This is a genomic window from Pseudomonas sp. FP603 (assembly GCF_030687415.1).
Taxonomy (GTDB): domain Bacteria; phylum Pseudomonadota; class Gammaproteobacteria; order Pseudomonadales; family Pseudomonadaceae; genus Aquipseudomonas; species Aquipseudomonas wuhanensis.
Window position 1 is genome coordinate 4293996 of the sequence record NZ_CP117431.1, and the last position, 24867, is coordinate 4318862.

Here is a 24867-nt window from a genome sequence, read left to right on the forward strand (position 1 = left end):
TATGGTGGCACGATTCGAATGGCGCACGTCGTTGTGCGCCCCGGACTTTCCGACAGCCGCTTATGAGGGGTTGTGCGGGCGCGTGACGGACCATACGCCGTTCAACACCCTCGCCTGGCTGCGCGCATCGGAACAGGCACTGACGGCCAAGGAACACTTGCACGTTCTGCTCGGCTGGCAAGGCGATGAATTAGCCTTGTGCCTGCCGCTGGTGGCGTCCGTGGAGCGCTTTGGAAAGCTGCCATTTCGGGTCTTGCGTCACCTCGGTTATCCCCTCACCGATCGCTTGGCCCTGCTCACCTGCCTCGATGCCGACAGCATGCGCAAGGCACTGGTGATCATCCGCCGTCACTTGCCCCATGCGATGCTGCAACTCAATGAATTATCCGAACCCATCGGTGAAGAAAGCGCGCTGACCGCATGGATGGCCCACAGCTCGACCGGCGAGCGCCGCCTCAGTTGCCGGGTGCCGGTGCATTTGATCAGTGAGGCCGACCGCCAGGAAGTCTCCGGCGACCCGCGCTACAAACTGCGCCGGGCGCGTAAACGCATTTTGGCCTATGGCGCTCAGGTCCGACGCGTAACCCCTGACGCGGCCACCATCGGGCCTTTATTGCAAGCCCTCGGCGAAGTCGAAGCGCAGAGTTGGAAAGGCGTCGAAGGCGTGGGGATTTTCACCAGTGATCGCAGTCGGCAATGGATCAAGCAGGCCTTTACCGCCCTCGCCGAACAGGGACTGCTGCGGGTGGTGATGCTGGAAGTGGACGGGCGCTGCATCAGCTACCGGCTCGGCTTGCTGGAAGAGGGCCGGCTGTACGACTACAACCTGGCGTTCCTGCCGCGATACGCCGATATGGGCAGCGGTCGTGTGCTGCTCGAAGAATGGATTCGCTGGGGCCTGGACGACAATTGGCACTGGATCGACGCTTCGCGGGTCAGCCTGATGAACTCCAGCCATCAACTCCAGGAGCGCATGACCGGGCAACTGGAGCACTGGCGCTGGAGCTTCTACTCCTGGCGCCCCAGCGGCCTCGCCCTGGGGCTGACCATGCGACTCTGGCATCAATTCAAGCCTTGGTTGAAAAAGTGGCGGGCCTGGCGTGCAGCGATGCTGCCTGTTGCTGAACCCACCCCTGCACCCGCCGACAAAGGCCCTACGCCCACCGAAAAAACCATGGAGGACAAACATGCCTCGCCAAGTCATAGTCAACGCTGACGATTTCGGCCTCAGCTTGAGCGAGAACGCGGTGATCCTCGGCGCCTTCCAGGCCGGGGTCATCAGCTCCGCCACCGCCATGGCCAACATGCCAGCGTTCGAGGAGGCCTGCGTCCTGGCCCGGCAGCCGTTGCTTCAAGGGCGAATCGGATTGCACTTCAACCTCACCTATGGTCGGCCGTTGAGCCCGTCGATTCTCACGCGTTCGACGTTCTGTGACAGCCAGGGCATGTTCGACCTCGACCTGCCCCGCCACAGTCTCTGGCTCAACCGCCTGGATCGCGACGCGGTGCTGGAAGAACTCGAAGCCCAATGGCAACGCTGCCTGGACAACGGCCTGCGCCCCAGCCACATCGATTCCCATCAGCACGTGCACAACATCTGGCCCATCGGCGAAGTCGTCGCGCGTTTTGCCGCCCGCCAAGGGGTGCCCGTGCGACTGGCGCGCCATTTGGGAAATAACCTGAGTGTGCCCAAGCGGGTGTTCAAGACGCTGTTCAATCATCGATTGAGCCACCTTGCCGGCGCAACCGCCCAGTACGTATGCACCCCGGTAGACCTGCGCAACGTGGCGATGCCGATCGACGGCCTATTGGAGATAGTTGTCCATCCGACCCATATCGGGGCCGATTTTGGCGATATCTATTTAAACCCCGGAGAGTCGCTGGCTAACATTCTGGAGAAGCGTCTTCCGGGCATTCCGAGAGTGTCCTATGCCGTTGTGCCAAGGACGCTCAAAGACGCGTACTCGATTGAGCTACGCCCGTTGCAACCTTGATTTATCGCTATCGAAAACCTTATCCACCACACCCTGGCTTCAGCCTCGGAGGACTTCATGAGCGCCATCGCCAAGCTTCGCGAACGTATCAAACAAAAAGGCCTGCTCCACACGCTCCAGACGCTCTGGAAACGCTACGTGTACTTCCATCGAGAGCTGTTATGGCTGGGGCGCGATCTGGTTACCCCGGTGGCACCGCACAATCTGCGGCCCTATACGGGCTTGCACCTGGAAACCATCACCCCGGAAAACGCCAAGGCGTTCACCAAGTATTATGGCAACCGCGTCAAGGCCATGGCCGAAATCGCCGCCGAGGGTCACACCGGGCACATGTATGTGGACGAGCAAGGTGATGCCATCGGATTCATTTGGGGCAGCAAGGGGGACTACTTTGACCGGCACTATTACGGCTGCTGGTTCCGGGTCAATCCCGGTGAATTTTTCGAATTCGGTGGAGAAATGATCCCTCAATACTTCGGTTCCAACCTGTCCGTGGACGCCCAGTTCAATCTCTGGAATGCGATGCGGGCAAAAGGCTACAACAAGATCGTCGACGTCTGCGATACCCGCAACATCCAGGCCATGAAAATGCACATCCGCATGGACTACCAGGAGCAAGGGCGCATCACCCACGTCTACGACCTGTTCGGCCGCTGGCGCTTCTTCCGCGAAACCTACTACAACGGCTCGCGGCTGACGGCGCTGCGCAAACCCGCGCAATCGGCAGTGACTGCGGCGCAGGCGTGATTTTGATTGGAGGTCGCGATTGTCGTTGTTTGATGGAGGACTGTGTCGCCGCCATCGCGAGCAAGCCCGCTCCCACAGGTATCTGCTTTGACCAAAGGATTTGTGAACGACAGCGACCACTGTGGGAGCGGGCTTGCCCGCGATGGCGTCAGTCAGTGCAACTCATTTCTCAGATCCGAAACTCAGCGCTTCACCGCCACCAACGTGTAACACAACGGCAACTGCGCCTGTTGTTGCTGATACTTGTCGTAGAGTTCTTCGCGGTTGGAATGCGGGTATTCCTTGAAGTGACTGATCTGTAATCCCGCCTCGACAGCACCGGTGAAGATGGCGCCCAGGGTGTGGACGAACCAGTAGGACGCCGAGGCCTGCTGTTGGACTTTGCCTTCGTAGACGATTGGCTGGTTCTGGACGAAAGGTTCGCTGCGAAAATACGAGCTGTCCGGGCGATAGGGATCGGTTGACTCGGGGTCGAACATTTCCAGGAACGGGTGGGTTTCGTACACCACGAGAGCACCGCCGGGTTTGAGGGTTTGCGCGGCATGGCGCAAGAATTCGGCGATGTCCGGCATCCAGTTCAATACGCCGATGGTAATCAGCGCTACATCGAAGCACTGGTGAAGATCAGTCGGCAGGCGATGGATGTCAGCCTCGATGAATTCGGGCTCATGGGGCGAACGGGATGCCAGCTCCCGGGCCTGATCGAGAAAGGCCTCAGACTGGTCAATGCCCATAACACGGCGGGCCCCCAAGGCAAACAGCGAAAGACTTTCGCGTCCGTTGTTGCAGCCCAGTTGCACCACATCCTTGCCGTCGACGCCGACCTGTTGAAGCAACCCGGTGAGAGTGTCATCCAGGCAGGAAAAATCGCCATGGCTCACGGCACCCAAACAGGCCTGCCACTCAGGGGTATCTTTGTGGTGTGGGGCGGAGTCATTCCACGCATCGCGATTGCTGGCGATGGCTTTTTCTTTTGTCGGCATTTCCATTGCACGCTCCAGAATTCGGGCCTTTGATTGGCCGGTAAGAGTCTGGATCAGCGTCAGGAAAACTACCATTCGAGCTTTGTTGCGATCTTGTAATCACCGGTGGGGCGAACCCTCTTCGCGTTGATTCAACCGCTCACGCAAGAACTCGATCAGCGCCTGCACCGGTCGCGAACTCTGGCGATGTTGCGGGTAGACCGCCGACAAGGTCAGCGGCTCGGGGCGCAAATCGTCCAGCACCGGCACCAGTCGGCCGTCCTCCAGTGCCGAACCGACGATGAAGGTGGGCAGGTAGGTAATCCCCATGCCGGCGATGGCCGCGTCCTTGAGCAACTCACCGTTGTTGACCCGCATCCGCCCCGTGACATTGACGCTCAGCGGCTGGCCCCGCCCGCCGAAACGCCATTGCACCTGACGACCGTGGCCGTACGGCAGGCAATCGTGGGTGTGCAAATCTTCGGGTTTGAGCGGCGTGCCCCGCTCGGCCAGATACGCCGGGCTGGCGCAGTACACCCGTTCGATGGAGGCGAGGCGTCGGGCGATCAGTGTCGAGTCTTCCAGCACGCCGATGCGCAACGCCAAATCGTAACCCTCACCGAGCAAATCCACCGGCCGATCGCTCAGGTCGACTTCCACGGTGACGTCGCGATAACGCTGCAAAAATACCGGCAGCAAACAGCCCAAATGCGCCACGGCAAACGACAGCGGCGCACTCAGGCGAATGGTGCCGCGAGGTTCGGTGGTCTGGCCGGCAATGCCCTGCTCCATTTGCTCGACTTCGCTGAGCAGGCGCAGGGCTGACTCGTAATAACTCTGCCCCAGCGGCGTGACGTCCAGCCGCCGGGTCGAACGATTGAGCAGGCGCACGCCGAGGCGCTCTTCGAGCTGCATCAGGCGGCGGCTGACGAATTGCTTGGACAGCCCCAGCTGATCGGCTGCAGCGGTGAAGCTGCCGGAATCCATCACCTGGCAAAACATACGCATGTCTTCGAACGGGTTCATTGTCACTCTCTGGTTGACAGTTATTCGCTTTATAGCCGCTTTTTCACTTTCCGGCACCTCATTAATCTGTGCTCACGGTGTTGCTGAGGCCTGAACCCCAGCGCCACAGCAGCCCGATCCCAAGGCATACAAAAACTCAAACGAGTGAAAAAGGAATTGCACATGAACATCAAGAAAACCCTCGCCGCGTCCCTCCTCGCCCTGTCCATCGGCAACGCATTCGCCGCCGGCAGCCCCGGTGTCGAACACAACACCCAGGCCTTCCTCGAAGCCCTCGCCGCCGGCGGTGGCAAGCCGCTTGAGCAACTGAGCCCGAAAGACGCCCGCGCGGTGCTGACTGGCGCCCAGGCTTCGGTGAAGGTTGATCTGTCGGGTGTTGAAATCAGCGACAAGGCGATCAAGGTCGACGGCCAGACGATCAACCTGAAAGTGGTGCGTCCGGCCAAGGTCAAGGGTGAATTGCCCGTGTTCATGTTCTTCCACGGTGGCGGCTGGGTATTGGGCGACTTCCCGACCCACCAGCGCCTGATCCGTGACCTGGTGGTGGGGTCCGGCGCCGTCGCGGTATACGTCGACTACACGCCGTCGCCGGAAGCGCACTACCCGACCGCCATCAACCAGGCCTACACCGCGACCAAATGGGTGGCCGAGCACGGCAAAGAGATCGGTGTTGATGGCAAGCGACTGGCGGTGGCCGGCAACAGCGTCGGCGGCAACATGGCGGCGGTCGTGGCGCTGATGGCCAAAGAGCAGAAAACCCCTGCCCTGCGCTTTCAGCTGTTGATGTGGCCGGTGACCAACGCCGGATTCGATAACGGCTCGTACCAGCAATTCGCCGAGGGGCACTTCCTCACCAAAGGGATGATGCAGTGGTTCTGGGACAACTACACCACCCACCCGGCCGAGCGTGCGCAGATCCATGCCTCGCCGCTCAATGCCAGCGCCGAACAGCTCAAGGGCCTGCCTGCCGCACTGGTGCAGACCGCCGAATTCGACGTGCTGCGTGACGAAGGCGAAGGCTACGCCCGCCACCTCGATGCGGCCGGTGTGCCGGTGACCTCGGTGCGCTACAACGGGATGATTCATGACTTTGGCCTGCTCAATCCGCTGAATCAGATTCCGGAAGTCAAAGCGGCGGTACGTCAGGCCGCGGCCGAGCTCAAGACCCATCTGAACTGAGTCCAGCCTCTCGCCACACCCCAGGGTGTGGCGAGTTTTTTTGTGCCCGTTGGAGTGCAATCCATGAACCTTTTCTCTGCCCACCTGTTGCCTTGGAGCGCCCTGCTGCTGGTGCTCGACGCCCTGCTCTGGCACCTCGTCCCGTTCAAGCATCGCGCGCCAAAGGTCGGTGTGCGGCTGGTGCTGTTTCTGGCGTTCAGTGCGCTGGTCATCAACGCCGGCGTCAGCCCATTGCAGGCGCCGTTGTTTGCCGATGACCCGGTGGCGCAACTCGGTGCGACGGCGCTGGGGATTCTCTGGTGGCTGTATGCCGCACGGGTACTCACGGAAGTGTTCGGTCTGGTGCTGATGCGCCGCATAGGTCACAGCGGCCGTTTGTTGCAGGACGTGATCGGTGCGCTGGTGTTTCTGGCCTCCGTCGTCGCGGCCGCCGGTTATGTGCTGGATCTGCCGGTCAAAGGTCTGCTCGCGACGTCCGGCGTGTTCGCCATCGTGGTCGGTCTGGCGCTGCAGAGTACGTTGGCCGACGTGTTCTCCGGCATCGTGCTCAACACCACCAAGCCCTATCAGGTGGACGACTTTGTGGTGATCGATGGCGTCGAGGGTAAAGTGCTGGATATCAACTGGCGCGCCACGCACCTGTTGAGCAGCGCCGGCACGATGGCCGTGGTGCCGAACTCGGTGGCGGCCAAGGCCAAGATCGTCAACCTCAGCCGCCCGAACAACCTGCACGGGGTGTCGATCAGCATCAAGGTGGCGAACCACATCCGCCCACGCCGGGTACTCGACGCCCTCGACCGCACGCTGCAAGGCAGCAGCAACCTGTTGCTGAACCCGGCACCCAAAGCGGTGTTGAAAGAGGCTGGCGAAGAGATGTCCGAATACGTGGCCAGCGGTTTCATCGCCGAGCTGGGCAAGAAAAGCGAGGTGCGCAATCAGCTGTTCGACCTCGCCCATCGCCATCTGGAAGCGGCCGGCATTTCGCGACACCCCGACGGCGTGATCGAACCCACGACCCGCGCCCGCGCGCTGCTCGATGAAGTGAAGATTTTCCGCTCGCTGAGCCATGAGGAACGTGATCGCCTCGCCGAATCGATGGTCGCGCAACAATACGTCGCAGGCCAGGTGGTGCTGGATCTGGATGAAGTGCCGGACAGCCTGTTCGTGATCGCCACCGGCGTCGTCAGCGCCAGCGTGCCGGACGGCAATGGTTTCACCGAGGCCGGTCGCATGGGGCCGAGTGAAGTCATGGGCGAACAGAGCATCCTGGCCGATACGCCGTCGCAGGCGACGTTCACCGCGCTGACGTCTTCGATCATCTACCGTCTCGACAAGCACCTGACCCGCCAGTGCATGGAACAGCGCAGCGAAGTGGGCCGGGCCTTGAACAAGTTGCAGGCGGTGCGGCAGCAGAACAGTCGGCTGGCCTTGATGGCCAAACCGGCGCCGATCAGCAAAGGTGGTTTTTTGGGATGGCTGCAGAAGCGCTGATGCAGCGGACATTCGATCGGCACAAAAAAATGCCCGCACATCGGCGGGCATTTTTTCGTCAGCACCTTACTTGGCAGTGAACTTGGTGTAGCTGTTGATCAGGTTGCGGTAGTTCGGCAGACGCTGGGACAGCAGGTTGGCCAGGCCTTCCATGTCGTTGCGCCAGTCGCCTTGCAGCTCGCAGGCCACGGAGAACCAGTTCAGCAGGTGTGCACCCGCCGCCGACATCCGTGCCCACGCTGCTTGTTGCACGGTGGTGTTGAAGGTACCGGAAGCATCGGTCACTACAAACACCTCAAAGCCTTCGGCAATGGCCGACAGGGTCGGGAACGCCACGCAGACGTCAGTCACCACGCCGGCGATGATCAGTTGCTTGCGGCCGGTAGCCTTGATTGCCTTGACGAAATCCTCGTTGTCCCAGGCATTGATCTGGCCTGGACGGGCAATGAACGGCGCATCCGGGAACTGTTCTTTGAGCTCCGGCACAATCGGGCCGTTCGGGCCGCTGTCGAAACTGGTGGTGAGGATGGTCGGCAGGTTGAAGAACTTGGCGATGTCGCCCAGGGCCAGCACGTTGTTCTTGAATTCGTTGGGCGAAAAATCCTGCACCAGCGAGATCAGGCCAGTCTGGTGATCGACCAGCAGCACAACGGCGTCATCTTTGTTCAGACGTTTGTAAGGTACGTTGCTCATGTGAAACTCCTCGGAGGGTGGACGTTGCTCAGGACGCCGACACATAAGGTCGGCGCTTTTTTAAAATCACTAGAAAGCAAAACACGAACAGCCAAATGCGCCCCAGAACCCCTGGAAATCGCTGACGGGCGCGTTCGACAAACGCGCCCGTTCATGGCTGTGGGAATGCACCGCGCACGGGCCGCTGCACTGGTGCACCTGCGCCTGCATCGGCGAATTCGGCCGCCAGTGTCCCGGAACCTTCGCCACCGGCGACCAGTCCGGCAGCACCGGCACGCTGGCAGGCCCGAGTTTTTCGAAGTCGCCGGCGGCGTACACCACCTTGCCGCCGACCACGGTCAGCACCGATTCGATCCACTTGATCGCCTCTTCCTCGACGCTGAAGAAGTCCGCGCTCAGTGCTACGAGGTCCGCCAGTTGCCCGACCTTGATCCGGCCTTTCTTGCCTTGTTCCGACGAGAACCAGGCGCTGCCATGGGTGAACAGTTCCAGCGCGGTCTGCCGTGGCAAGCCTTCCTCGTACAGCGCCAGACCACCGACGGTGCGACCGCTGACCATCCAGTACAGCGAGGTCCATGGATTGTAGCTGGACACTCGCGTGGCATCGGTGCCGGCGCCCACCGGCACACCCTCGGCGAGCATGCGCTTGATCGGCGGCGTGGCTTCGGCGGCCTGCTTGCCGTAGCGGTCGACAAAATATTCACCCTGGAACGCCATGCGATCCTGAATCGCAATACCACCGCCCAGCGCCCTCACTCGCTCGATGTTCTGCGGAGTAATGGTTTCAGCGTGGTCGAAGAACCATGGCAGGCCGTTGAACGGAATATCGCGATTGACCTTCTCGAACACGTCGAGCATGCGGCTGATGGATTCGTTGTAAGTGGCGTGCAAACGGAACGGCCAGCGCTGCTCCACCAAGTGGCGGACCACCGGCTCCAGCTCCTGCTCCATGGTTTGCGGCAGGTCTGGACGCGGTTCGAGGAAGTCTTCGAAATCCGCCGCCGAGAACACCAACATCTCGCCAGCACCGTTGTGCCGCAGGAAGTCGTCGCCCTGATGCAACTTGACGCTGCCGGTCCAGTTCTGGAAATCGGTCAGCTCTTCTTTTGGCTTCTGGGTGAACAGGTTGTAGGCGATGCGCACGGTCAGTTGATCATCTTTCGCCAACTGCTCGATCACCTGGTAATCGTCCGGGTAATTTTGGAAACCACCGCCGGCATCAATGGCGCTGGTCAGGCCGAGACGGTTGAGTTCGCGCATGAACTGGCGGGTCGAGTTGACCTGATACTCCAGCGGCAGCTTCGGCCCCTTGGCGAGTGTCGAGTAGAGAATCATCGCGTTCGGCCTGGCGACCAACATGCCGGTCGGGTTGCCGTTGGCATCACGCACGATTTCGCCACCCGGCGGGTTCGGCGTATCGCGGGTGTAGCCGACCACTTTCAGTGCGGCACGATTGAGCAGGGCACGGTCGTAGAGGTGCAGGACGAATACCGGGGTGTCGGGCGCAGCCTTGTTCAGTTCTTCAAGGGTCGGCATGCGCTTCTCGGCAAACTGGAATTCGTTCCAGCCACCGACCACCCGCACCCATTGCGGCGTCGGCGTGCGATCGGCTTGCTCCTTGAGCATGCGCAGCGCATCGGCCAGGGACGGCACGCCTTCCCAGCGCAGTTCGAGGTTGTAATTGAGACCGCCACGGATCAAGTGCAGGTGGGAGTCGTTGAGACCGGGGATGACGCAGCGGCCCTTGAGGTCGATGACCTGGGTGCCCGAGCCGCGCAGGGCCATGGCCTCTGCATCGTTACCGACCGCGACAAAGCGGCCGTCGCTGATCGCCACGGCGCTGGCGAGGGGCTTTTCGCGGTCTACGGTATGAAATTGGCCATTGAACAGAATCAGATCGGCGTTCATCGCGTGTCCTTAAGGCAGATTGGAGTGAGGCTGGCCCGCTTCCAGCCAAGGCGCGAACAAACGCGTCGCGGCGGGCATGCACACGTACACCACCGACAGCACGATGGTCAGGGTGATCAGGAACGTGGCGACCACGTAGTTGGAGAGCAAGGCGTTGAGCTGCAGCAACGGCCCCCAGAGCAGCGGCACCAGCAAGGTGTGCGGCAGGATCACCAACAACGTCACCACAGCCTGCTTCCAGCGCGGCGGTGGCGAAGCGGCATCGGCCAGTGGCGTGAACCAGAATTCATTGACCGGGTTGACCTCGGTCTGGTCGCCATCGGCCAGCATCGGCGCGGCTTCGTCGATCAACGCTTGGCGTTGCGGCGAGTCGAGCCAAAGCTGCATGGCCTCGGTGGAACAGAAACGCAACACACAGGTGTAAGTATCCAGGCCCGCACGCTTGCCGCGCACCACATCCACCCCCAGGTGCCCTTCCCGCTGTCCCGCTATGCTGACGATGTTGCGCAGCCAGGCTTCATAGGCCGCTTCGAAACCGGCCTTGACCCGGTGCTTGACGATCAGCGTCACGATCTCATCGGACCCCGGCGCTTTTTGAGTTTGGGCTTCAGGCATAACGGAGCACTCCGGGCAAACGGACATTGAGCGCCAGCCGTCCCGGCCCGGCGATAAACACAGTGGTAAACAGAATCAACAGCAGCCAGCCGAACTGCCCTTCGGCCACGCTCCATTGCGGATGCACGACCAGCAGCGCCACCAGCAGCACAAACAGAATAGGCAAGCACGCCAGCCGCGCCAGCACCCCGGCAACGATCAGCAGCGGGCACAGGACTTCGGCGAAAATCGCCAGACTCAGGGTGAGATGGGCGCCGAGGTGGAATGGGTCTTCGATGCGTTGCAACTCGGCGCTGAAGTTCAGCAGCTTGGGCAAGCCGTGCACCCACAGCAGGAACAAGCTGCCGGTGACCCGCAGAAACAGCAGCCCGACATCCCGCGCCTGTTCATCCCGTTGCGAAGCGTTCATGGCTCACCCTTGTTCAATCACTGGCCTGAATAGTGCCGCCAAGGGGTGGGGAAAAATTGAATGTACGTGCTCTCTTTGCGAGTCTCATGATTTCGATCGTTCCCACGCTCTGCGTGGGAATGCCTCAACGGACGCTCCGCGTTCGGCTCTGGAGGGGACGCGGAGCGTCCCGGGCTGCATTCCCACGCGGAGCGTGGGAACGATCGACAGGGATCAGCGCATAAAATCAGGTTACAGAGCCCGGGGCTGCCTTCAGCTCCAGACTATCCAGCGCCCGACTCACCGCCAGTTCACCCAGCATGATGAGCTGCGCGACGCCCAGTATCGTGTTGCGCTGCGGCCCTTCCAGAAACCCGGCACAGTCATTGGCGATCACCTTGGCCGAGGCAAAGGATTCGCAGGCATTGGCCAGCAACTCTTCTATGTTGATGTCCGGGGCGACGGTGTAGATCGTGCTCGGTTTGCGCAGTTTTTTGGGGGTGGACGGTTTTAGGTAGTGATCGAGGGCGCGCTCGGCGGCTTCGTTGAGTTTTTTGGGATCGAGGGGATCGTAGGGGGAAACGTCGTCGGTTTCTGGCGGGTTAGGTGTGGCTTTGAACATGGTGAATCTCCGTTATACCTGATGGAACCACCAGCACCTGTCGCTAAACAAGTAAGGGTGGCGGCTGTACGCAGGTTAGCGAACCGAGAGGTATAAGACCCGGCAGGCCCGAGGGCCTCCCGCGCACAGCCACCATATCGACACTGCAAACATGGAGTGCCTGCAATATGACGGAGCGTTGTTGCGCTTATACCTGTTCAGGTCGCTAAACCCGATCGCTGATTGGCAGCGATGCGGAAACGATAAAGACCAGGCCCAAAGCGCACAAGCCGGCGGATTCTGGCGCAGTCGTAGGCAACGGCGCAAGGATCTGTAGCTTTCAGGAAGTAACGCTAAACACCATTAAACACAGCCTTCGAATCAACACACATTCCCTGTGGGAGCGGGCTTGCTCGCGAAAGCGGTGTGTCAGGCGACATCAATGTGGACTGTGCCGCCGTCTTTGCGAGCAAGCCCGCTCCCACGGGGGTTGAGGGGTTTTGAAGAGCTGTATTTACAGCCCTGGAATATCCAGCGACACCGACATGAATTGACTGATCCGTGACCGCAGCCATTTCTCGGCAGGATCGTTGTCATGCACCCCGCTCCAGGCCATCGACAACTGCGCGGCGTCGATAGGAAACGGCGGATCTTCGGCGCGCAACGCGCAGCCTTCAACCAACGCACATGCGGCGTAATCCGGCACAGTAGCGATCATCTCGGTACCGGCGAGCAACGCGCGCAACCCACTGAACTGCGGCACACCCAGTACCACGCGACGAGTGCGACCGACCTTGGCCAGGTCGAGGTCGATGTTGCCGCTCAGGTCGCCGGAGAACGACACCATCGCATGCGGACGGGCGCAGTATTCGTCCAGCGTCAGCGGCCCCGGGCGGTCATCGCCGCGCAGGACTTTGCAGGGGATGTCGCGCAGCTTTTTGCGTTTGGCATTGGCCGGCAGGTCGGTGGTGTAGCTCACCCCCACCGAGATTTCTCCCGACGCCAGTAACGCCGGCATCAACAGGTAATTGGCGCGGCGCACCACGACCACGATCCCCGGCGCCTCCTCCTGCAACTGGCGCAGCAGCGGCGGAAACAGACCGAACTCGGCATCGTCCGACAGCCCGATGCGGAACACGTCGCAACTGCTGGCCGGGTCGAATTCCTTGGCGCGGCTGACCGCCCCCGAGATGGTGTCCATCGCCGGTTGCAGCTCCTTGAGAATCGCCAGCGCCCGCGCCGTCGGCTCCATCCCGCGACCATGGCGCAGCAACAACGGATCGTCGAACAAATCACGCAACCGCCCCAACGCAGCGCTCACTGCCGGTTGGCCCATGAACAGTTTTTCGGCGACGCGGGTCAGGTTCTTTTCGAACATCAGGGCTTCGAAAATCACCAGCAGGTTCATGTCGACGCGGCGCAGATCGTTACGGTTCATGGGCACGGTTCCCTATTGTGTTCAGCCAGGCTCGATTCTGCGGACTTTACTCGATCATCGGCACTTTCGCCGCTCGTTTGTAAGGCCCGTACTCGATGGGTACCCACTGGAAATGCTTGTCCATTGCGGTGATATGGCCGACACCCGGAAACGGCAAATGCGCCGCCGTAACCCAGATCTTGCTGGCCGCCGCATCGCTGAAAACCTTGGCGCGGCTCTTGATCGCCTGCTGATTGTCTACGTCGAAACGGATCGATACCTCGGGATGCTCGAACTGCACCGCCAGGTTATGCACCAGATCACCCATGAACAGAATGCTCTGGCCTTGGGAGTTGAACCGATACGTGGTACTGCCCGGCGTGTGCCCCGCCTCGAGCTCGGCATCGACAACGCCAGGCACTGGCGACTGCCCTACAGTAAAAGTCTTGAAGCGGCCCGCCGCGATGTAGGGCGCGGTGGAGTCCTGGGCGATCTTGAAAAACTCCCTGGCACCGGCCGGTGCCTTGGCCATGGCCTGCGGGTCAAGCCAGTAATCGGCTTCTGCCTTGGCCGCGTAGACCGTTGCGTTGGCGAACACGGGCTTTTGCTGCGCATCAACCAACCCGCACACATGATCCAGATGTAAGTGGGTGAGCAGAATGGTATCGACCTGTTCTGGCTTATAACCAGCGGCTTGCATGTTCGCCGACAGTTGGCCCGCCGTGGCACCGATGCACTGCCCTGCCCCGGTATCCACCAGAATCAATTGTTTGCCGGTATTCACCAGAAACGCATTGAACGCGGTTTGCACCCCCGGAGTTTCAATCGAGCGACGAGCCAGCAACGCGCGGATCTGGTCTTGGGTCAGACCGTCGAGCAGTTTGGGCGACAGGTCGTTGTAGCCATCAAACAACGCCGTCACTTCGTAGTCGCCCACCGCGAGCCGGTAATAACCGGGCACCTGAGTGTTCACCTGAGCCGGCGCCTGGGCCAGGCTGGTACCGGACATCAGCGCCAATGCCAGGCCAAGTCCGCCAAGCGTGCAAACGCGGGAATGCTTCATGAAATCACCCTTGATCGAGCCAAAAAAAGCGGCCTGCCCAGGCCCCTACGAGTCGTCAATCTTGCATGACCGTGCGTGGGCGCGGATTGCAGTGATGTGCTCAGTTAACGCTTTTTCACCTTCAGCCTGAGCGCGGAATTAACAACGTTTAACTCGCAAGCCAAAGCCTTCGCGACCAAGAATGAAGCCATCCGCGCGGACTTCTTTTTTGAGATTTTTCAGAAAGGGAAATGTGCTGACCCACCGTGCAGTGCACCCGCGCCCGCCCACCGACACGGACATTGGCCATGGCTCACTTTCAGCAAAACGCGATCAGGGCGTATGCCACTGAAACGCAGAAAAAGACCACGGGCGGCCTTAGCCCCTGGCGTGAAAATCTGGTTAAACAGTTGATCCTCGACCACCTCGGCGACACCCTGGAAGTGACCGAACTGGCACGGGCCTGCGCCTTGTCGCGCAGTCATTTTTCCCGTGCGTTCAAGTGCAGCACCGGTGTTTCACCGCAAGACTGGATCCGACAGCAACGCATCGCCCGGGCCAAACAGTTGATCCGCAACACCGACCTGACCCTGACGCAAATCAGCCTCGAATGTGGCTTCTGCGATCAGGCGCATTTCTCCCATATCTTCACCCGCAGCGAAGGCATCACACCGTTTGCCTGGCGTTGCCGTGCCATGAGTACGCTTCCCTCTCTCAACAGCAAAAGATCGCAGCCTTCGGCAGCGCCTACAGGTGTTCACATATCCCTGTAGGCGCCTTTGATTTTGATCAGCCCTTGATGAACGCCAGCAGATCTTCGTTGAGTTGATCCTTGTGGGTATCGGTCAGGCCGTGCGGGGCTCCCGGATAGACCTTCAATGTCGAACCCTTGACCAGTTTCGCCGAGGCGATGCCCGCCGCTTCGATCGGCACCACCTGGTCGTCGTCGCCATGCACCACCAGGGTCGGCACGTCGAACTTTTTCAGGTCTTCGGTGAAGTCGGTTTCGGAGAATGCCTTGATGCAGTCATAGGCGTTCTTGTGGCCGGAGGCCATGCCCTGCAGCCAGAACCAGTCGATCATGCCCTGGGACGGCTTGGCGCCCGGGCGGTTGAAACCGAAGAACGGACCACTGGCCAGATCCTTGTACAGCTGCGAACGGTCGACCAGCGACGCCTGGCGAATACCGTCGAACACTTCCATCGGCAGGCCGCCGGGGTTGGCTTCGGTCTTGAGCATCTGCGGCGGCACCGAGGAAATCAGCCCGGCCTTGGTCACGCGACCGGTGCCGTGGCGACCGATGTAGCGCGCCACTTCGCCACCGCCGGTGGAGAAGCCGAACAGCACAGCGTTTTGCAGATCCAGATGCTCGATCAACTGCGCCAGGTCATCGGCGTAGGTGTCCATGTCATTGCCGAACCATGGCTGGCTCGAGCGACCGTGACCACGGCGATCATGGGCGATGACCCGGTAGCCTTTGGAAGCCAGGAAGATCATTTGCGATTCCCAACTGTCGGCGTTCAACGGCCAACCGTGGCTGAAGACGATCGGCTGACCGGTGCCCCAGTCCTTGAAGTAAATTTCGGTGCCGTCTCGGGTGGTAAAGGTGCTCATTGTGAATTTCCTCATGCGTGGGGTTTTACGGCGGTTAATGAGAGGTTTGGGCCAGACGTTCGGCCAGGCGCGCCACCCGCTCGCCCAAATGTGCGGCGGTACGGCGGTCTTCCAGCGGGGGTGCAAACTCGGGGGATTGTTCGACGTTCGATTGGGCCATCGCCCCCAGCGAACTGCCGAGGCGATTCAGTTGCCCGTCGAACAGCCCCGTGCTGCTGCGCGCCGGCAGCAGGTCGAGACCGACCCAGATCATTGAGTGCTGCGCAGCGAACACCGACATCTGCAGCAAGGTGTTGAGTTTGTCGCCACACAGGCAACCGGAATTGGTGAACCCGGCCGCGAGTTTGTCGCGCCAGGGCCGGGCCAGGTAGAACGACGCGGTGGCTTCCATGAAGCCTTTGAAGGCGGCCGAGGCGCTGCCCATATAGGTCGGGGCGCCAAAGATGATTGCATCGGCACGGTGCAGGCGTTCCCAGTGATCATCCACTTCCTCGACCGGAATCAGCCGACAGGTGCTGCCCAGGTGCCGTTCCACTCCCTGGCCCACGGCTTCGGCCATGACCCGGGTGTGCCCGTAACCACTGTGATAGACCACCACCACGTTGCTCATTCCGGCTCCTCCAGAAGTGTTCATCCTTTCTGCGGCACGCTTTTTGTTGCTTGAAGGCCGATACCTTCAGCTAATTGAAGAAATGGATTTTTGAGCGTAGACCGGACACAGCACGAGTTAAACGTTGTTAATTTTCTACCGTGCACCTGACACTGCGTTGCGTTGCCGAAAAAACTTGAGGAACATGCCCGAATAGCGCGTGATAGACGGATGCAAGCAGGAGTGACCCGTTGACCCTTTCCCCCGAACAGGCCATCCATTTCGGCCCCTACCGGATCTACCCCGGACAACGCCTGGTGATGGAGGCCGACCAGCCCCTGCGCCTGGGCAGGCAGGCCATGGACATTCTGTTGATCCTGCTGGAGCACGCCGGGCAAGTGGTGAGCAAACAGCAACTGATCGCCCGGGTCTGGCCCAAAAGCGTGGTGGAAGACACCAACCTGCGTGTGCACATGGCGGCACTGCGCAAAGCCCTTGGTGACGGTCAGGCCGGCCAGCGTTACATCATCACCGTCGCCCAGCGCGGCTACAGCTTTGTCGCGCCGTTTTCCCTGGAGTCCATTGAACAACGCCCCCAAAACGACACCAATGAACCAGGCGGCCATAACCTGCCGGTCCGCCGGACTCGCATGATCGGCCGTCAGGCGCTGGTCGACAGACTGCTGGCGCAACTCTCACAGCAGCGTTTCATCACCCTCGTGGGCCCCGGCGGGATCGGCAAGACGACCGTGGCGCTGCGCGTCGCCGAGCAACTGATCGGTCGCTATCGAGACGGCATTCGCCTGGTGGACCTGGCGCCGATCAACTGCCCTTTGATGATCGGCGCGCACTTGGCGACAGCGCTGGGTCTGTCGTTGCATGACGCCGACCCCATGAACGGGCTCGCCACATGCTTGCGCGAACGGCAGATGCTGCTGGTCATCGACAACTGCGAACACCTGATCGATGCCATTGCGTTGCTCAGCGAAAGCATCCTGCGCGCGGCGCCCCAAGTGCACATTCTGGCCACCAGCCGCGAAAGCCTGCGGGCCGAAGGCGAATACGTGCAGCGCCTGGAATCACTGGACTGCCCGCCGCCCATCGCCGTGCTCGACCGCGCTCAGGCCCTGACGTTTTCGGCGCTGCAATTGTTTGTCGAGCGGGCGATGGCCAGCCACGACAGCTTCGAACTGAGCGAAGCCGAACTGCCGCTTGCGATTGAAATCTGCCGGCGCCTGGACGGCATCCCGTTGGCGATCGAACTGGCAGCGGCGCAGGTCGGCAATTTGGGTTTGAGCGGCTTGCTGTCGCAACTGCAAGACAGCTTTCGCTTGCTCGCCCAAGGCTGCCCGACCACCATGGGCCGCCATCAGACCCTGCGCGCCACGCTGGACTGGAGCTTCGAACTGCTCAATGCCTGCGAGCAGACGTGCCTGCGCCGACTGGGGATATTCCGGGGCGCTTTTACCCTGGAATCGGCGGCTGCCGTGATTGTCGGCCAGTACATCGAGCCCGACGTAGTGTTTGCCTCGATTACCCAATTGGTGGCCAAGTCATTGCTGAACGTGGAAGTCGGCGACGAAGAAGTGTTCTACCGTCTGCTCGACACCACGCGTGGCTATGCGCTGGAAAAACTCGACCAGGCCCAAGAGCTGGCGGACACCCGGGAGCGCCACGCCGAATGCTGCCTGGCCTTGATGCAGCAGGCGCAGAGCGATTGGGAACACACCCAGAGCGAGCGCTGGACCGAGCGTTACGCCCGCAGCCTGGACGACATTCGTGCGGCGCTCGATTGGGGCTTGAATACTCAAGGATCGCAAGCGTTGGCCATCCGTCTCGCCGCGACCTCGGCACCGCTCTGGCAAGAGCTGTCGCTGCTCAAGGAATACGGCGTGTACGTGCGCAAAGCCCTGGCGTTGCTCGAAGCGACGCATCAGCCCTGCCCGCGCTTGACCATGAACCTCAAGCTTGCCCTCGGCAGTTCCTGTTATCACACCCTGGGCAGTAGCGCCGAATCCGTCGAAGCCTTCGTCAGCGCCAAACACCTGGCCGAACACTGCAATGATGTGGCCGGTCAGCTCAAAGCGATTTCCGGGCACCTGGCGGTTGATCTCAGCTGCGGCCACTACCAACTGGCTCTGGAGCAGAGCCGACAATTCGAGCGGTTGAGGCCGCACGACGACGCGGTGACGGCCCTCAGCACCCAACGTTTGCGGGTCCTGGCCCTGCATTTTGCCGGGGATCAGGCACTGGCGCGGGAGAATGCCGAACAGGTCATTCAACGCCTGGCCCAGAGCGGCCAACTCAACCGTTTCACCCATGGTTTTGGTGTGCAATACGACCAGAGCGTGGCGACCCTGACGATTCTGGCGCGCATTCTCTGGCTGCAAGGGCTCCCGGAAAAAGCCTGGCATACCGCACGACAGGCGCTCGACATCGCGATGCAAATCAATCATGGCACGTCCATCTGCTACACCCTGGCGCTGTCCGGTTGCCTGATCGCCCACTACAACGGCAACACGCCGGTCGCCCGCGAGTTCCTGGCCTTGCTGCTTGAGCAGTCGAAGAAACACTCGGTGTTGCTGTTCTACACCTGGGCCAAACACTACGCGCAGGTGATCGACGGAACTGATGCGCCCTCATCCCCGCGACCGGACACCGGGTTGGTCAAGGAAATCATGGTCACTCTGGGCAGCCGTTTCATCGATGATGCGTTGCTGGAGCGGGCCGAAAACGGCGCGGCGGGCTGGAGCACGGCAGAGATTCTACGGGCCCGGGCCGACGCGTTACTGGCAGAGGATTGCCCGAGCAGTGCTGACGCGGCCGAGGCGGTGCTGCTCAAGGCTTTAGCCGTGGCAAAAACCCAGGGAGCGCTGGCCTGGGAACTGCGCAGTGCGACTTCGCTGGCCCAGCTGTGGCAGCGTCAGGGCCACTTCCGGCAAGCCCATGAGCTGCTGGCGCCGATTTACCAGCGCTTCACCGAAGGCTTCGCCACACCGGACCTGATAAAAGTCCGGCGGTTACTCGACGAATTGCAGCACGACCTGTCCGACTGATGTCCAGTGGGTCCGGCTGATGTAGCGCTCATAACGCAGTTCGAAGGCACGCAAGTAACCGCTGTTTTCGAGTTTCTCCAGGGCGTAGGTGCGCGTGGTATTGAGGAAACGGTAGCGCGTCACGCCGTTGCCCTGCTCGACCGACAGCAGCGATTTATTCGCCAGACTCTCCACCACGCTGACCAGGTTTGCCGGCAGCAACATCGCGCCACTGATCACGCCAATCGCCGCGCCCAGGGTGAACGCCATCTTGAACACCGCCAGCCGCTGCAACACGATCTGTTCCAACGGGCTCAGCCGTTCATAGCTCCAGTCCAGTGCGGCTTTGAGATTCTGATGCCGTGGCACGGCGGTGCGTCGACCTTGGCTCAACAGCTGAAAACAGTTGCCCAGTTGCGCTTGCAACCCCACCAGCGCCAATGCATCGATCTGCGCCGCCGCCAGCTCAATGGCCAGGGGCAAGCCATCCAGCCGACGACAGATTTCACGCACAGCCTTCAGATCCTGTTGGCGCAAGGCAAACCCTTGCTGACGGGCTCGGGCGCGGCTGACCAACAGCTGCACCGCTGAATACCCCATGGCCTCGTCCACGCTATAAATCGCCGAGGCTGGCGGCACCGTCAGGGGCGGTAACCGCAGCAGCGTTTCCCCCGCTGCTCGCAGCGGTTCGCGACTGGTGGCGAGGATCGACAGTCGAGGCGCCGAGGCCAACAGATCGTCCACCACTGTCCTGCAACGTTCGAGCAGGTGTTCGCAGTTGTCGAGCACCACCAAGGCATGCCGTTGCGCCAACGCCTTTGCGCCGACATCCAGTTCCAGCGTGCGCGACAGATGATCGAAAAGCTGCGACGGGTCATCGATGGCCGACAGGTCAACCATCCAGACACCATCCCGATAGTGCTGCAACAGCAACTCGGCCACGCGCAACGCCACGGTGGTCTTGCCGATGCCGGCGGGGCCGATCAGGGTCATGAAGCGTCGAACCGGCAACTGCCGGACCACACTGCCGACAATCGAGTCGCGACCGGTCACAGGTGTAAGCCGGGCAGGCAAGTTGTGTTGAGGCTTGTGCACGGTTTCGACCAGCACCGGCGTGCCCGCCCGATCGTGCTGCACCGGGGCGATGAAGCTATAACCGCGCTGGGGAATATTAACGATATAGGGCTGCCCGTTCGGCCCATCGCCGAGCGCTCGACGCAGGGCGGCGATGTGTACGCGCAGGTTGATCTCTTCGACCACCGAAGTCGGCCAGACGTGGGCAATCAGGGCATCCTTACTGACCACCGCACCGGCGTGCTCGACCAGCACCTGCAAAATTTCCAGGGCTCGCCCGCCCATGCGCAGTGGCCGATCACCGTCCAGAATCAGCCGCTGATGCAGGTGGAATGCGTAGGGCCCGAACCGCAGCACCGTGTCACTGTTTATCTCTCTGAGGTTGTTCATGCACGTTCATACGCTGAAAACCTGGCTCGGTTCAAGGAACTGCAAGCTCCATCGAACCCGCCCATCCAGGCTCCCGCACCTCCAAAAAAAGAGTTCACGGGTATCTTGGCAGGCATGGGTGACGGTACAACGGCCATGGGAGGAGCATCACGGCCATCGCGGTGCGCACGACGGACAACAGCGCGTTAACTGAACTGCTCGCGATACTGGGTGGGCGTCAGGCCGAGCTTTTCACTGAACAGAAAACGCATGTGCCGCACGCTGCCGAAGCCACTTTTATAGGCCACGGTCTTGAGCGGAAGGTCGCTGGTTTCCAGCAGATTCCTGGCGTGATCGATACGCGCGCTTTGCAGAAACTCCATCGGCGTCATGTTCAGTTCCCGGGCAAAAACCCTGGCGAAGTGCCGCGCGCTCATGTTCACCAGACTGGCCATGCGCTCGATGCTGAATGCTTCGTCGAGGTGTTCGAGCACATGGTTCTGCACTCGAGTGATCGGCGTTTCCTGGGGAGCCACCGCCGCCATCAACGGACTGAATTGCGCCTGTCCGCCCTGGCGTTTCATCACCACCAGCAACACCTTGGCGACGTCCTGAGCGACTTTCTTGCCGTGGTCCTGGGCAACCACCGCCAGCGCAAGATCGATGCCGGCGGTGACACCGCCGGAGGTGATGAGATTGCGGTCCTGCACGAAAATCTGATCAGTCTCGACGGTGGCCTTGGGGAAGCCCTTGATCAGACGCTCGGTGTAATGCCAGTGAGTGGTCACGCGATAGCCGTCCAGCAATCCGGCATGCCCGAGCACGAACGCGCCGGTGCAGATCGAACCATAACGGTTTGCCCGGGTGACGGCGCCCTTGAGCCAGCCGAGCAGCGGCGGATGCCTTTCGTTGTAGGCCCCCGGCCCGCCCGGCACCAGCAATAAGTCGTAGCCCTCGTTCGCCTGATCGATGTGCAGATCGGCCTGGACATTGACGCCGTTGGAGGCCCGCAACGCGCCATGCTCGGTGCCGATGGTCGCCAGCTCGTAACGGTCCGCGGGTTGCAGATAACGATTGGCGATGGAAAACACCTCCATGGGACCGGCCATGTCGAGCAGAAGAAAGTCGGGGAACAGCACCATTGCCACGGTTTTCATGGGTTCAGGGTCACTAAAAGAGAACTGTTTAATACCATTGCGCCGAACACCAAACCCTTGTGGGAGCGAGCCTGCTCGCGATAGCGGTTTCACACTCACGATGATGGTGACTATAAGACCGCTATCGCGAGCAGGCTCGCTCCCACAAGTATTGCGCCCGGCATTATGGCCAAGTGTAACAATAAGGATACATGAACCTGTTCATATGACTGTCAACCTGTACGAGACAGTATTTCAATTTTCATCTACTTATTGCACTAACCGGTAAACATTAACCTTCTCCTCACTCGGACGAATTCACGTCCTGACAGGAGATTTCATTATGCTGACCCTTCGTAAAGCTTCGGATCGCGGCGCGGCCAATCACGGTTGGTTGAAGTCGTTCCACACCTTTTCTTTCGCCAACTACCGTAACCCACGGGAGCAGGGTTTTTCCGACCTGCTGGTGATCAACGACGACCGCGTGGCCGCTGGCAAAGGCTTTGGCCAGCACCCGCACCGCGACATGGAAATTTTCTCCTATGTGCTCGAAGGTGCGCTGGAACACAAGGACACTTTGGGTACCGGCTCGGTGATCCGCCCCGGCGATGTGCAATTGATGAGCGCTGGCAGTGGCGTGGCGCACAGTGAATACAATCACTCCTCGACACGCCCGGTGCACTTCCTGCAAATCTGGATTGTGCCGGACGTCAGCGGCGCCAAACCGCGCTACCAGCAAGAGCACTTCAGCCCGCAGAAAAAACGCGGACGCTTGCAACTGATCATCTCCCCTGACGGGGCCAACGGTTCGCTGAAAGTCCGGCAGGATGCGCGGGTGTATGCCGGCCTGATCGACGGCAAGGAAAGCGCCACGCTGGAACTGGCTGCCAATCGCTATGCCTACGTGCATGTTGCGCGGGGTAGTGTCGAGTTGAACGGCATGTCGTTGCAGGAAGGCGATGGTGTGCGGGTTCGCGAAGAACAGGTACTGACCTTAAGCAACGGCGTGGATGCCGAGGTGCTGGTGTTTGACTTGCGGCCGCAGGAATTGCCGGAAATGCCGTGAATCCCCATACCTTGTGGCGAGGGGCTTGCCCCCTCGCCACATTCCTCATGAAACCTTCAAGTTACCGATAACCACGAGCCTGCACGCTGAACAACTGCGCATAGCGCCCGCCCGCCGCGACCAGGCTGTCGTGATCGCCTCGCTCAAGGATCGAACCCTGGTCCAGCACGATGATGTGATCGGCATTACGCACACTGGAAAAGCGGTGAGAAATCAGCAACGTCATGCGGTCTTCAGTGTGTTGACTGAAATGCTCGAACACCGCCGCTTCCGCCGCCGGGTCCAGGGCCGAGGTCGGTTCATCCAGAATCAGGATATCGGCGTCGCGGCGCATGTAGGCGCGAGACAAGGCGATTTTTTGCCATTGCCCACCGGACAACTCCTGCCCACCGGCAAACCACCGTCCTAATTGGGTAGCGTAACCGCGATCCAGACGCTCGATAAAGGGCGCGGCCATGCCCTCGGCGGCCGCTTGCTGCCAACGCGCTTGATCGTTGAACGCCAGGGTATCGCCCACGCCGATGTTCTCGCCCACGGAGAACTGGTAGCGAATGTAGTCCTGGAAGATCACGCCGATGCGCCGTCTCAGTGCCTCTTCGTCCCAGGACTGCAAATCGCTGCCATCCAGCAGAATACGGCCCTGGTCGGGGCGATACAGCCGGGTCAGCAACTTGATCAGCGTGGTTTTGCCCGAACCGTTTTCCCCCACCAGCGCGACACTGTGTCCGGGCATCAGGTGCAAATCGATGCCCTGCAAAGCGGCGCGACTCGCCCCCGGATAACGGAAACCGACATTCTCGAAACGCACACCATCGCCGGGCGCTGTGCCCACGGTGAGGCTTCCGCTATCGGCAATAACCGGCTCGGCCAAATACTCGTAGAGGCTCGACAGGTAAAGGCCATCCTCGTAGAGACCACTGATCGCGCTCAAGCTGCTGCTCACCGCGGCCTGCCCCTGCTTGAACAGCACCAGGTACATGGTCATTTGCCCAAGGGTAATATTGCCGTGAACGGTATCGATCACGATCCAGGCATAGGCCAGATAAAACGCAGCGGTGCCCAGCAATCCCAGGACAAAACCCCAGCCATCGCGACGCAGCGTCAGGCGCCGGTCTTCGGCATAGAGACGAGCAAACGTGTCCCGATAACGCTTCAACAGCAGTGGCGCGAAGCCGAACAGCTTCACCTCTTTGATATAGCCCTCATGGGAGAGCAGCGTCTCGATGTAATTCTGCTGCCGACTCTCCGGCGCCCGGCGCGTGAACAGCCGAAAGGCATCCCCGGAAAAGTGCGCTTCTGCAAAGAACACCGGCAACGCCCCAACCACCAGCAACACCAGCGCCCACGGCGAAAAGTGCACCAGTAACACGCCGAAGCTGATCAACACGATCAGGTTCTGGATCAGCCCCAGCGACTTCATCACCAGCGCCAGCGGCCGGGTCGATGCCTCGCGCCGCACCCGTACCAGCTTGTCGTAGAACTCCGAATTCTCGAACTGAACCAACGATAACGTCTGGGCCTTCTCCAGGATCATCGTGTTGACCTTCTGCCCCAACTGCACCCGCAACAGCGATTGCTGAACCGACAGTGCGCGCTGTGTCCCGGACAGCAACGCAAGCACGCCCGCTTCGAACAGTACATAGCGCACAACCGGCCATAACGGCGCATTGCCCTGTTGGGCGTGCAACTGCATGGCGGTGACTACGGCGTCGACAATCCGCTGCCCCAGCCAGGCTGCCAGCGCCGGCAACACACCGGCAATCAGAGTCGCCAGTACCAGCCCCAGAAACAGCCCACGGGACGTTCCCCAGACCAGCAACAAGGCACGTCTCGCCTGGTCGAGCAAAGAGGCGAAGCGGGTAAGGACGGGCATAGGGCAACGGACTCGGTGGCGGATGTCAGAGGAGCGCACACGTTCTAC

Annotated in this window: 22 protein-coding genes; 8 read left to right on the forward strand and 14 right to left on the reverse strand. The window is 60.8% G+C overall.

Translation table 11 applies throughout. From position 1 onward, the window contains the following. The first annotated feature begins 1 nt into the window (after position 1). Genes PSH65_RS19675 through PSH65_RS19685 form a run of 3 tightly spaced genes read left to right on the forward strand, consistent with a single transcriptional unit; the run spans position 2 to position 2741 of the window. A complete protein-coding gene (locus tag PSH65_RS19675) occupies positions 2-1216 on the forward strand; it encodes a GNAT family N-acetyltransferase (protein ID WP_305421911.1) in 1215 nt (404 codons plus the stop codon). After that, a complete protein-coding gene (locus PSH65_RS19680; RefSeq protein WP_305421912.1) occupies positions 1188-1994 on the forward strand; it encodes a ChbG/HpnK family deacetylase in 807 nt (268 codons plus the stop codon). Before PSH65_RS19675 ends, PSH65_RS19680 begins: the two co-directional genes overlap by 29 nt. Positions 1995-2051: 57 nt before the next feature. Further along, a complete protein-coding gene (locus PSH65_RS19685; protein ID WP_305421914.1) occupies positions 2052-2741 on the forward strand; it encodes an N-acetyltransferase in 690 nt (229 codons plus the stop codon). 182 nt (positions 2742-2923) lie between these two features. Here the strand turns inward: PSH65_RS19685 and PSH65_RS19690 are convergent, their stop codons facing one another. Both PSH65_RS19690 and PSH65_RS19695 read right to left on the reverse strand, forming a co-directional pair. Then, positions 2924-3730: a class I SAM-dependent methyltransferase gene (locus PSH65_RS19690; protein WP_305421916.1), complete on the reverse strand. Its 807-nt coding sequence runs from the start codon at positions 3728-3730 to the stop codon at positions 2924-2926. A 93-nt stretch (positions 3731-3823) separates the two neighbouring features. Beyond that, a complete protein-coding gene (locus PSH65_RS19695; protein WP_305421917.1) occupies positions 3824-4729 on the reverse strand; it encodes a LysR family transcriptional regulator in 906 nt (301 codons plus the stop codon). A gap of 162 nt (positions 4730-4891) precedes the next feature. Here PSH65_RS19695 and PSH65_RS19700 point away from each other — a divergent pair, with 162 nt between their 5' ends. Together PSH65_RS19700 and PSH65_RS19705 are read left to right on the forward strand one after the other, a co-directional pair. Beyond that, positions 4892-5908 (forward strand): alpha/beta hydrolase, encoded by a 1017-nt coding sequence (locus PSH65_RS19700; protein WP_305421918.1) that lies wholly within the window; start codon positions 4892-4894, stop codon positions 5906-5908. Between the two features lie 63 nt (positions 5909-5971). Continuing rightward, positions 5972-7399, forward strand: a complete 1428-nt coding sequence (locus PSH65_RS19705; protein ID WP_305421920.1) for a mechanosensitive ion channel family protein — start codon at positions 5972-5974, stop codon at positions 7397-7399. Positions 7400-7465: 66 nt separating this feature from the next. On the opposite strand, the gene ycaC is transcribed toward PSH65_RS19705, so the two are convergent. The 7 genes from ycaC to PSH65_RS19740 all read right to left on the reverse strand — a co-directional run bounded on the left by ycaC (position 7466) and on the right by PSH65_RS19740 (position 14084). Then, on the reverse strand, positions 7466-8092 hold the full coding sequence (gene ycaC, locus PSH65_RS19710) for an isochorismate family cysteine hydrolase YcaC (protein ID WP_008073343.1): 627 nt from the start codon (positions 8090-8092) through the stop codon (positions 7466-7468). A gap of 69 nt (positions 8093-8161) precedes the next feature. Beyond that, complete coding sequence (locus PSH65_RS19715; RefSeq protein ID WP_305421923.1) at positions 8162-10000, reverse strand: amidohydrolase; 1839 nt, start codon at positions 9998-10000, stop codon at positions 8162-8164. Positions 10001-10009: 9 nt separating this feature from the next. Continuing rightward, a complete protein-coding gene (locus PSH65_RS19720) occupies positions 10010-10615 on the reverse strand; it encodes an antibiotic biosynthesis monooxygenase (protein WP_305421925.1) in 606 nt (201 codons plus the stop codon). After that, on the reverse strand, positions 10608-11024 hold the full coding sequence (locus PSH65_RS19725; RefSeq protein ID WP_305421927.1) for a DoxX family protein: 417 nt from the start codon (positions 11022-11024) through the stop codon (positions 10608-10610). Before PSH65_RS19725 ends, PSH65_RS19720 begins: the two co-directional genes overlap by 8 nt. Before the next feature lie 226 nt (positions 11025-11250). After that, positions 11251-11625 carry a DUF6124 family protein gene (locus tag PSH65_RS19730; protein WP_305421928.1) on the reverse strand — a complete coding sequence of 125 codons (375 nt, stop codon included), beginning with the start codon at positions 11623-11625 and terminating at the stop codon, positions 11251-11253. A 493-nt stretch (positions 11626-12118) separates the two neighbouring features. Further along, on the reverse strand, positions 12119-13042 hold the full coding sequence (locus PSH65_RS19735; protein WP_305421929.1) for a LysR family transcriptional regulator: 924 nt from the start codon (positions 13040-13042) through the stop codon (positions 12119-12121). A gap of 46 nt (positions 13043-13088) precedes the next feature. Next, positions 13089-14084, reverse strand: a complete 996-nt coding sequence (locus PSH65_RS19740; RefSeq protein ID WP_305421930.1) for an MBL fold metallo-hydrolase — start codon at positions 14082-14084, stop codon at positions 13089-13091. A gap of 287 nt (positions 14085-14371) precedes the next feature. Between PSH65_RS19740 and PSH65_RS19745 the strand changes: the two genes are divergently transcribed. Next, positions 14372-14836 carry a helix-turn-helix domain-containing protein gene (locus tag PSH65_RS19745; protein ID WP_305421931.1) on the forward strand — a complete coding sequence of 155 codons (465 nt, stop codon included), beginning with the start codon at positions 14372-14374 and terminating at the stop codon, positions 14834-14836. Between the two features lie 16 nt (positions 14837-14852). Here PSH65_RS19745 and PSH65_RS19750 read toward each other — a convergent pair whose 3' ends face one another. Together PSH65_RS19750 and PSH65_RS19755 are read right to left on the reverse strand one after the other, a co-directional pair. Next, complete coding sequence (locus PSH65_RS19750; protein WP_305421932.1) at positions 14853-15677, reverse strand: alpha/beta fold hydrolase; 825 nt, start codon at positions 15675-15677, stop codon at positions 14853-14855. Between the two features lie 34 nt (positions 15678-15711). Further along, positions 15712-16287, reverse strand: a complete 576-nt coding sequence (locus PSH65_RS19755) for a flavodoxin family protein (RefSeq protein ID WP_305421933.1) — start codon at positions 16285-16287, stop codon at positions 15712-15714. Positions 16288-16517: 230 nt separating this feature from the next. Here PSH65_RS19755 and PSH65_RS19760 point away from each other — a divergent pair, with 230 nt between their 5' ends. Next, positions 16518-19322 carry a winged helix-turn-helix domain-containing protein gene (locus PSH65_RS19760; protein WP_305421934.1) on the forward strand — a complete coding sequence of 935 codons (2805 nt, stop codon included), beginning with the start codon at positions 16518-16520 and terminating at the stop codon, positions 19320-19322. Here the strand turns inward: PSH65_RS19760 and PSH65_RS19765 are convergent. Together PSH65_RS19765 and PSH65_RS19770 are read right to left on the reverse strand one after the other, a co-directional pair. Next, on the reverse strand, positions 19287-20765 hold the full coding sequence (locus tag PSH65_RS19765; protein WP_305421935.1) for a winged helix-turn-helix domain-containing protein: 1479 nt from the start codon (positions 20763-20765) through the stop codon (positions 19287-19289). The two genes, PSH65_RS19760 and PSH65_RS19765, sit on opposite strands and share 36 nt — an antisense overlap. A 185-nt stretch (positions 20766-20950) precedes the next feature. Beyond that, positions 20951-21901, reverse strand: a complete 951-nt coding sequence (locus tag PSH65_RS19770) for a GlxA family transcriptional regulator (protein ID WP_305421936.1) — start codon at positions 21899-21901, stop codon at positions 20951-20953. A 322-nt stretch (positions 21902-22223) separates the two neighbouring features. Here PSH65_RS19770 and PSH65_RS19775 point away from each other — a divergent pair, with 322 nt between their 5' ends. Then, positions 22224-22946, forward strand: a complete 723-nt coding sequence (locus tag PSH65_RS19775) for a pirin family protein (RefSeq protein WP_305421937.1) — start codon at positions 22224-22226, stop codon at positions 22944-22946. Between the two features lie 61 nt (positions 22947-23007). On the opposite strand, the gene PSH65_RS19780 is transcribed toward PSH65_RS19775, so the two are convergent. Then, positions 23008-24819 (reverse strand): ABC transporter ATP-binding protein, encoded by a 1812-nt coding sequence (locus tag PSH65_RS19780; protein WP_305421938.1) that lies wholly within the window; start codon positions 24817-24819, stop codon positions 23008-23010. Between the last annotated feature and the right edge of the window lie 48 nt (positions 24820-24867).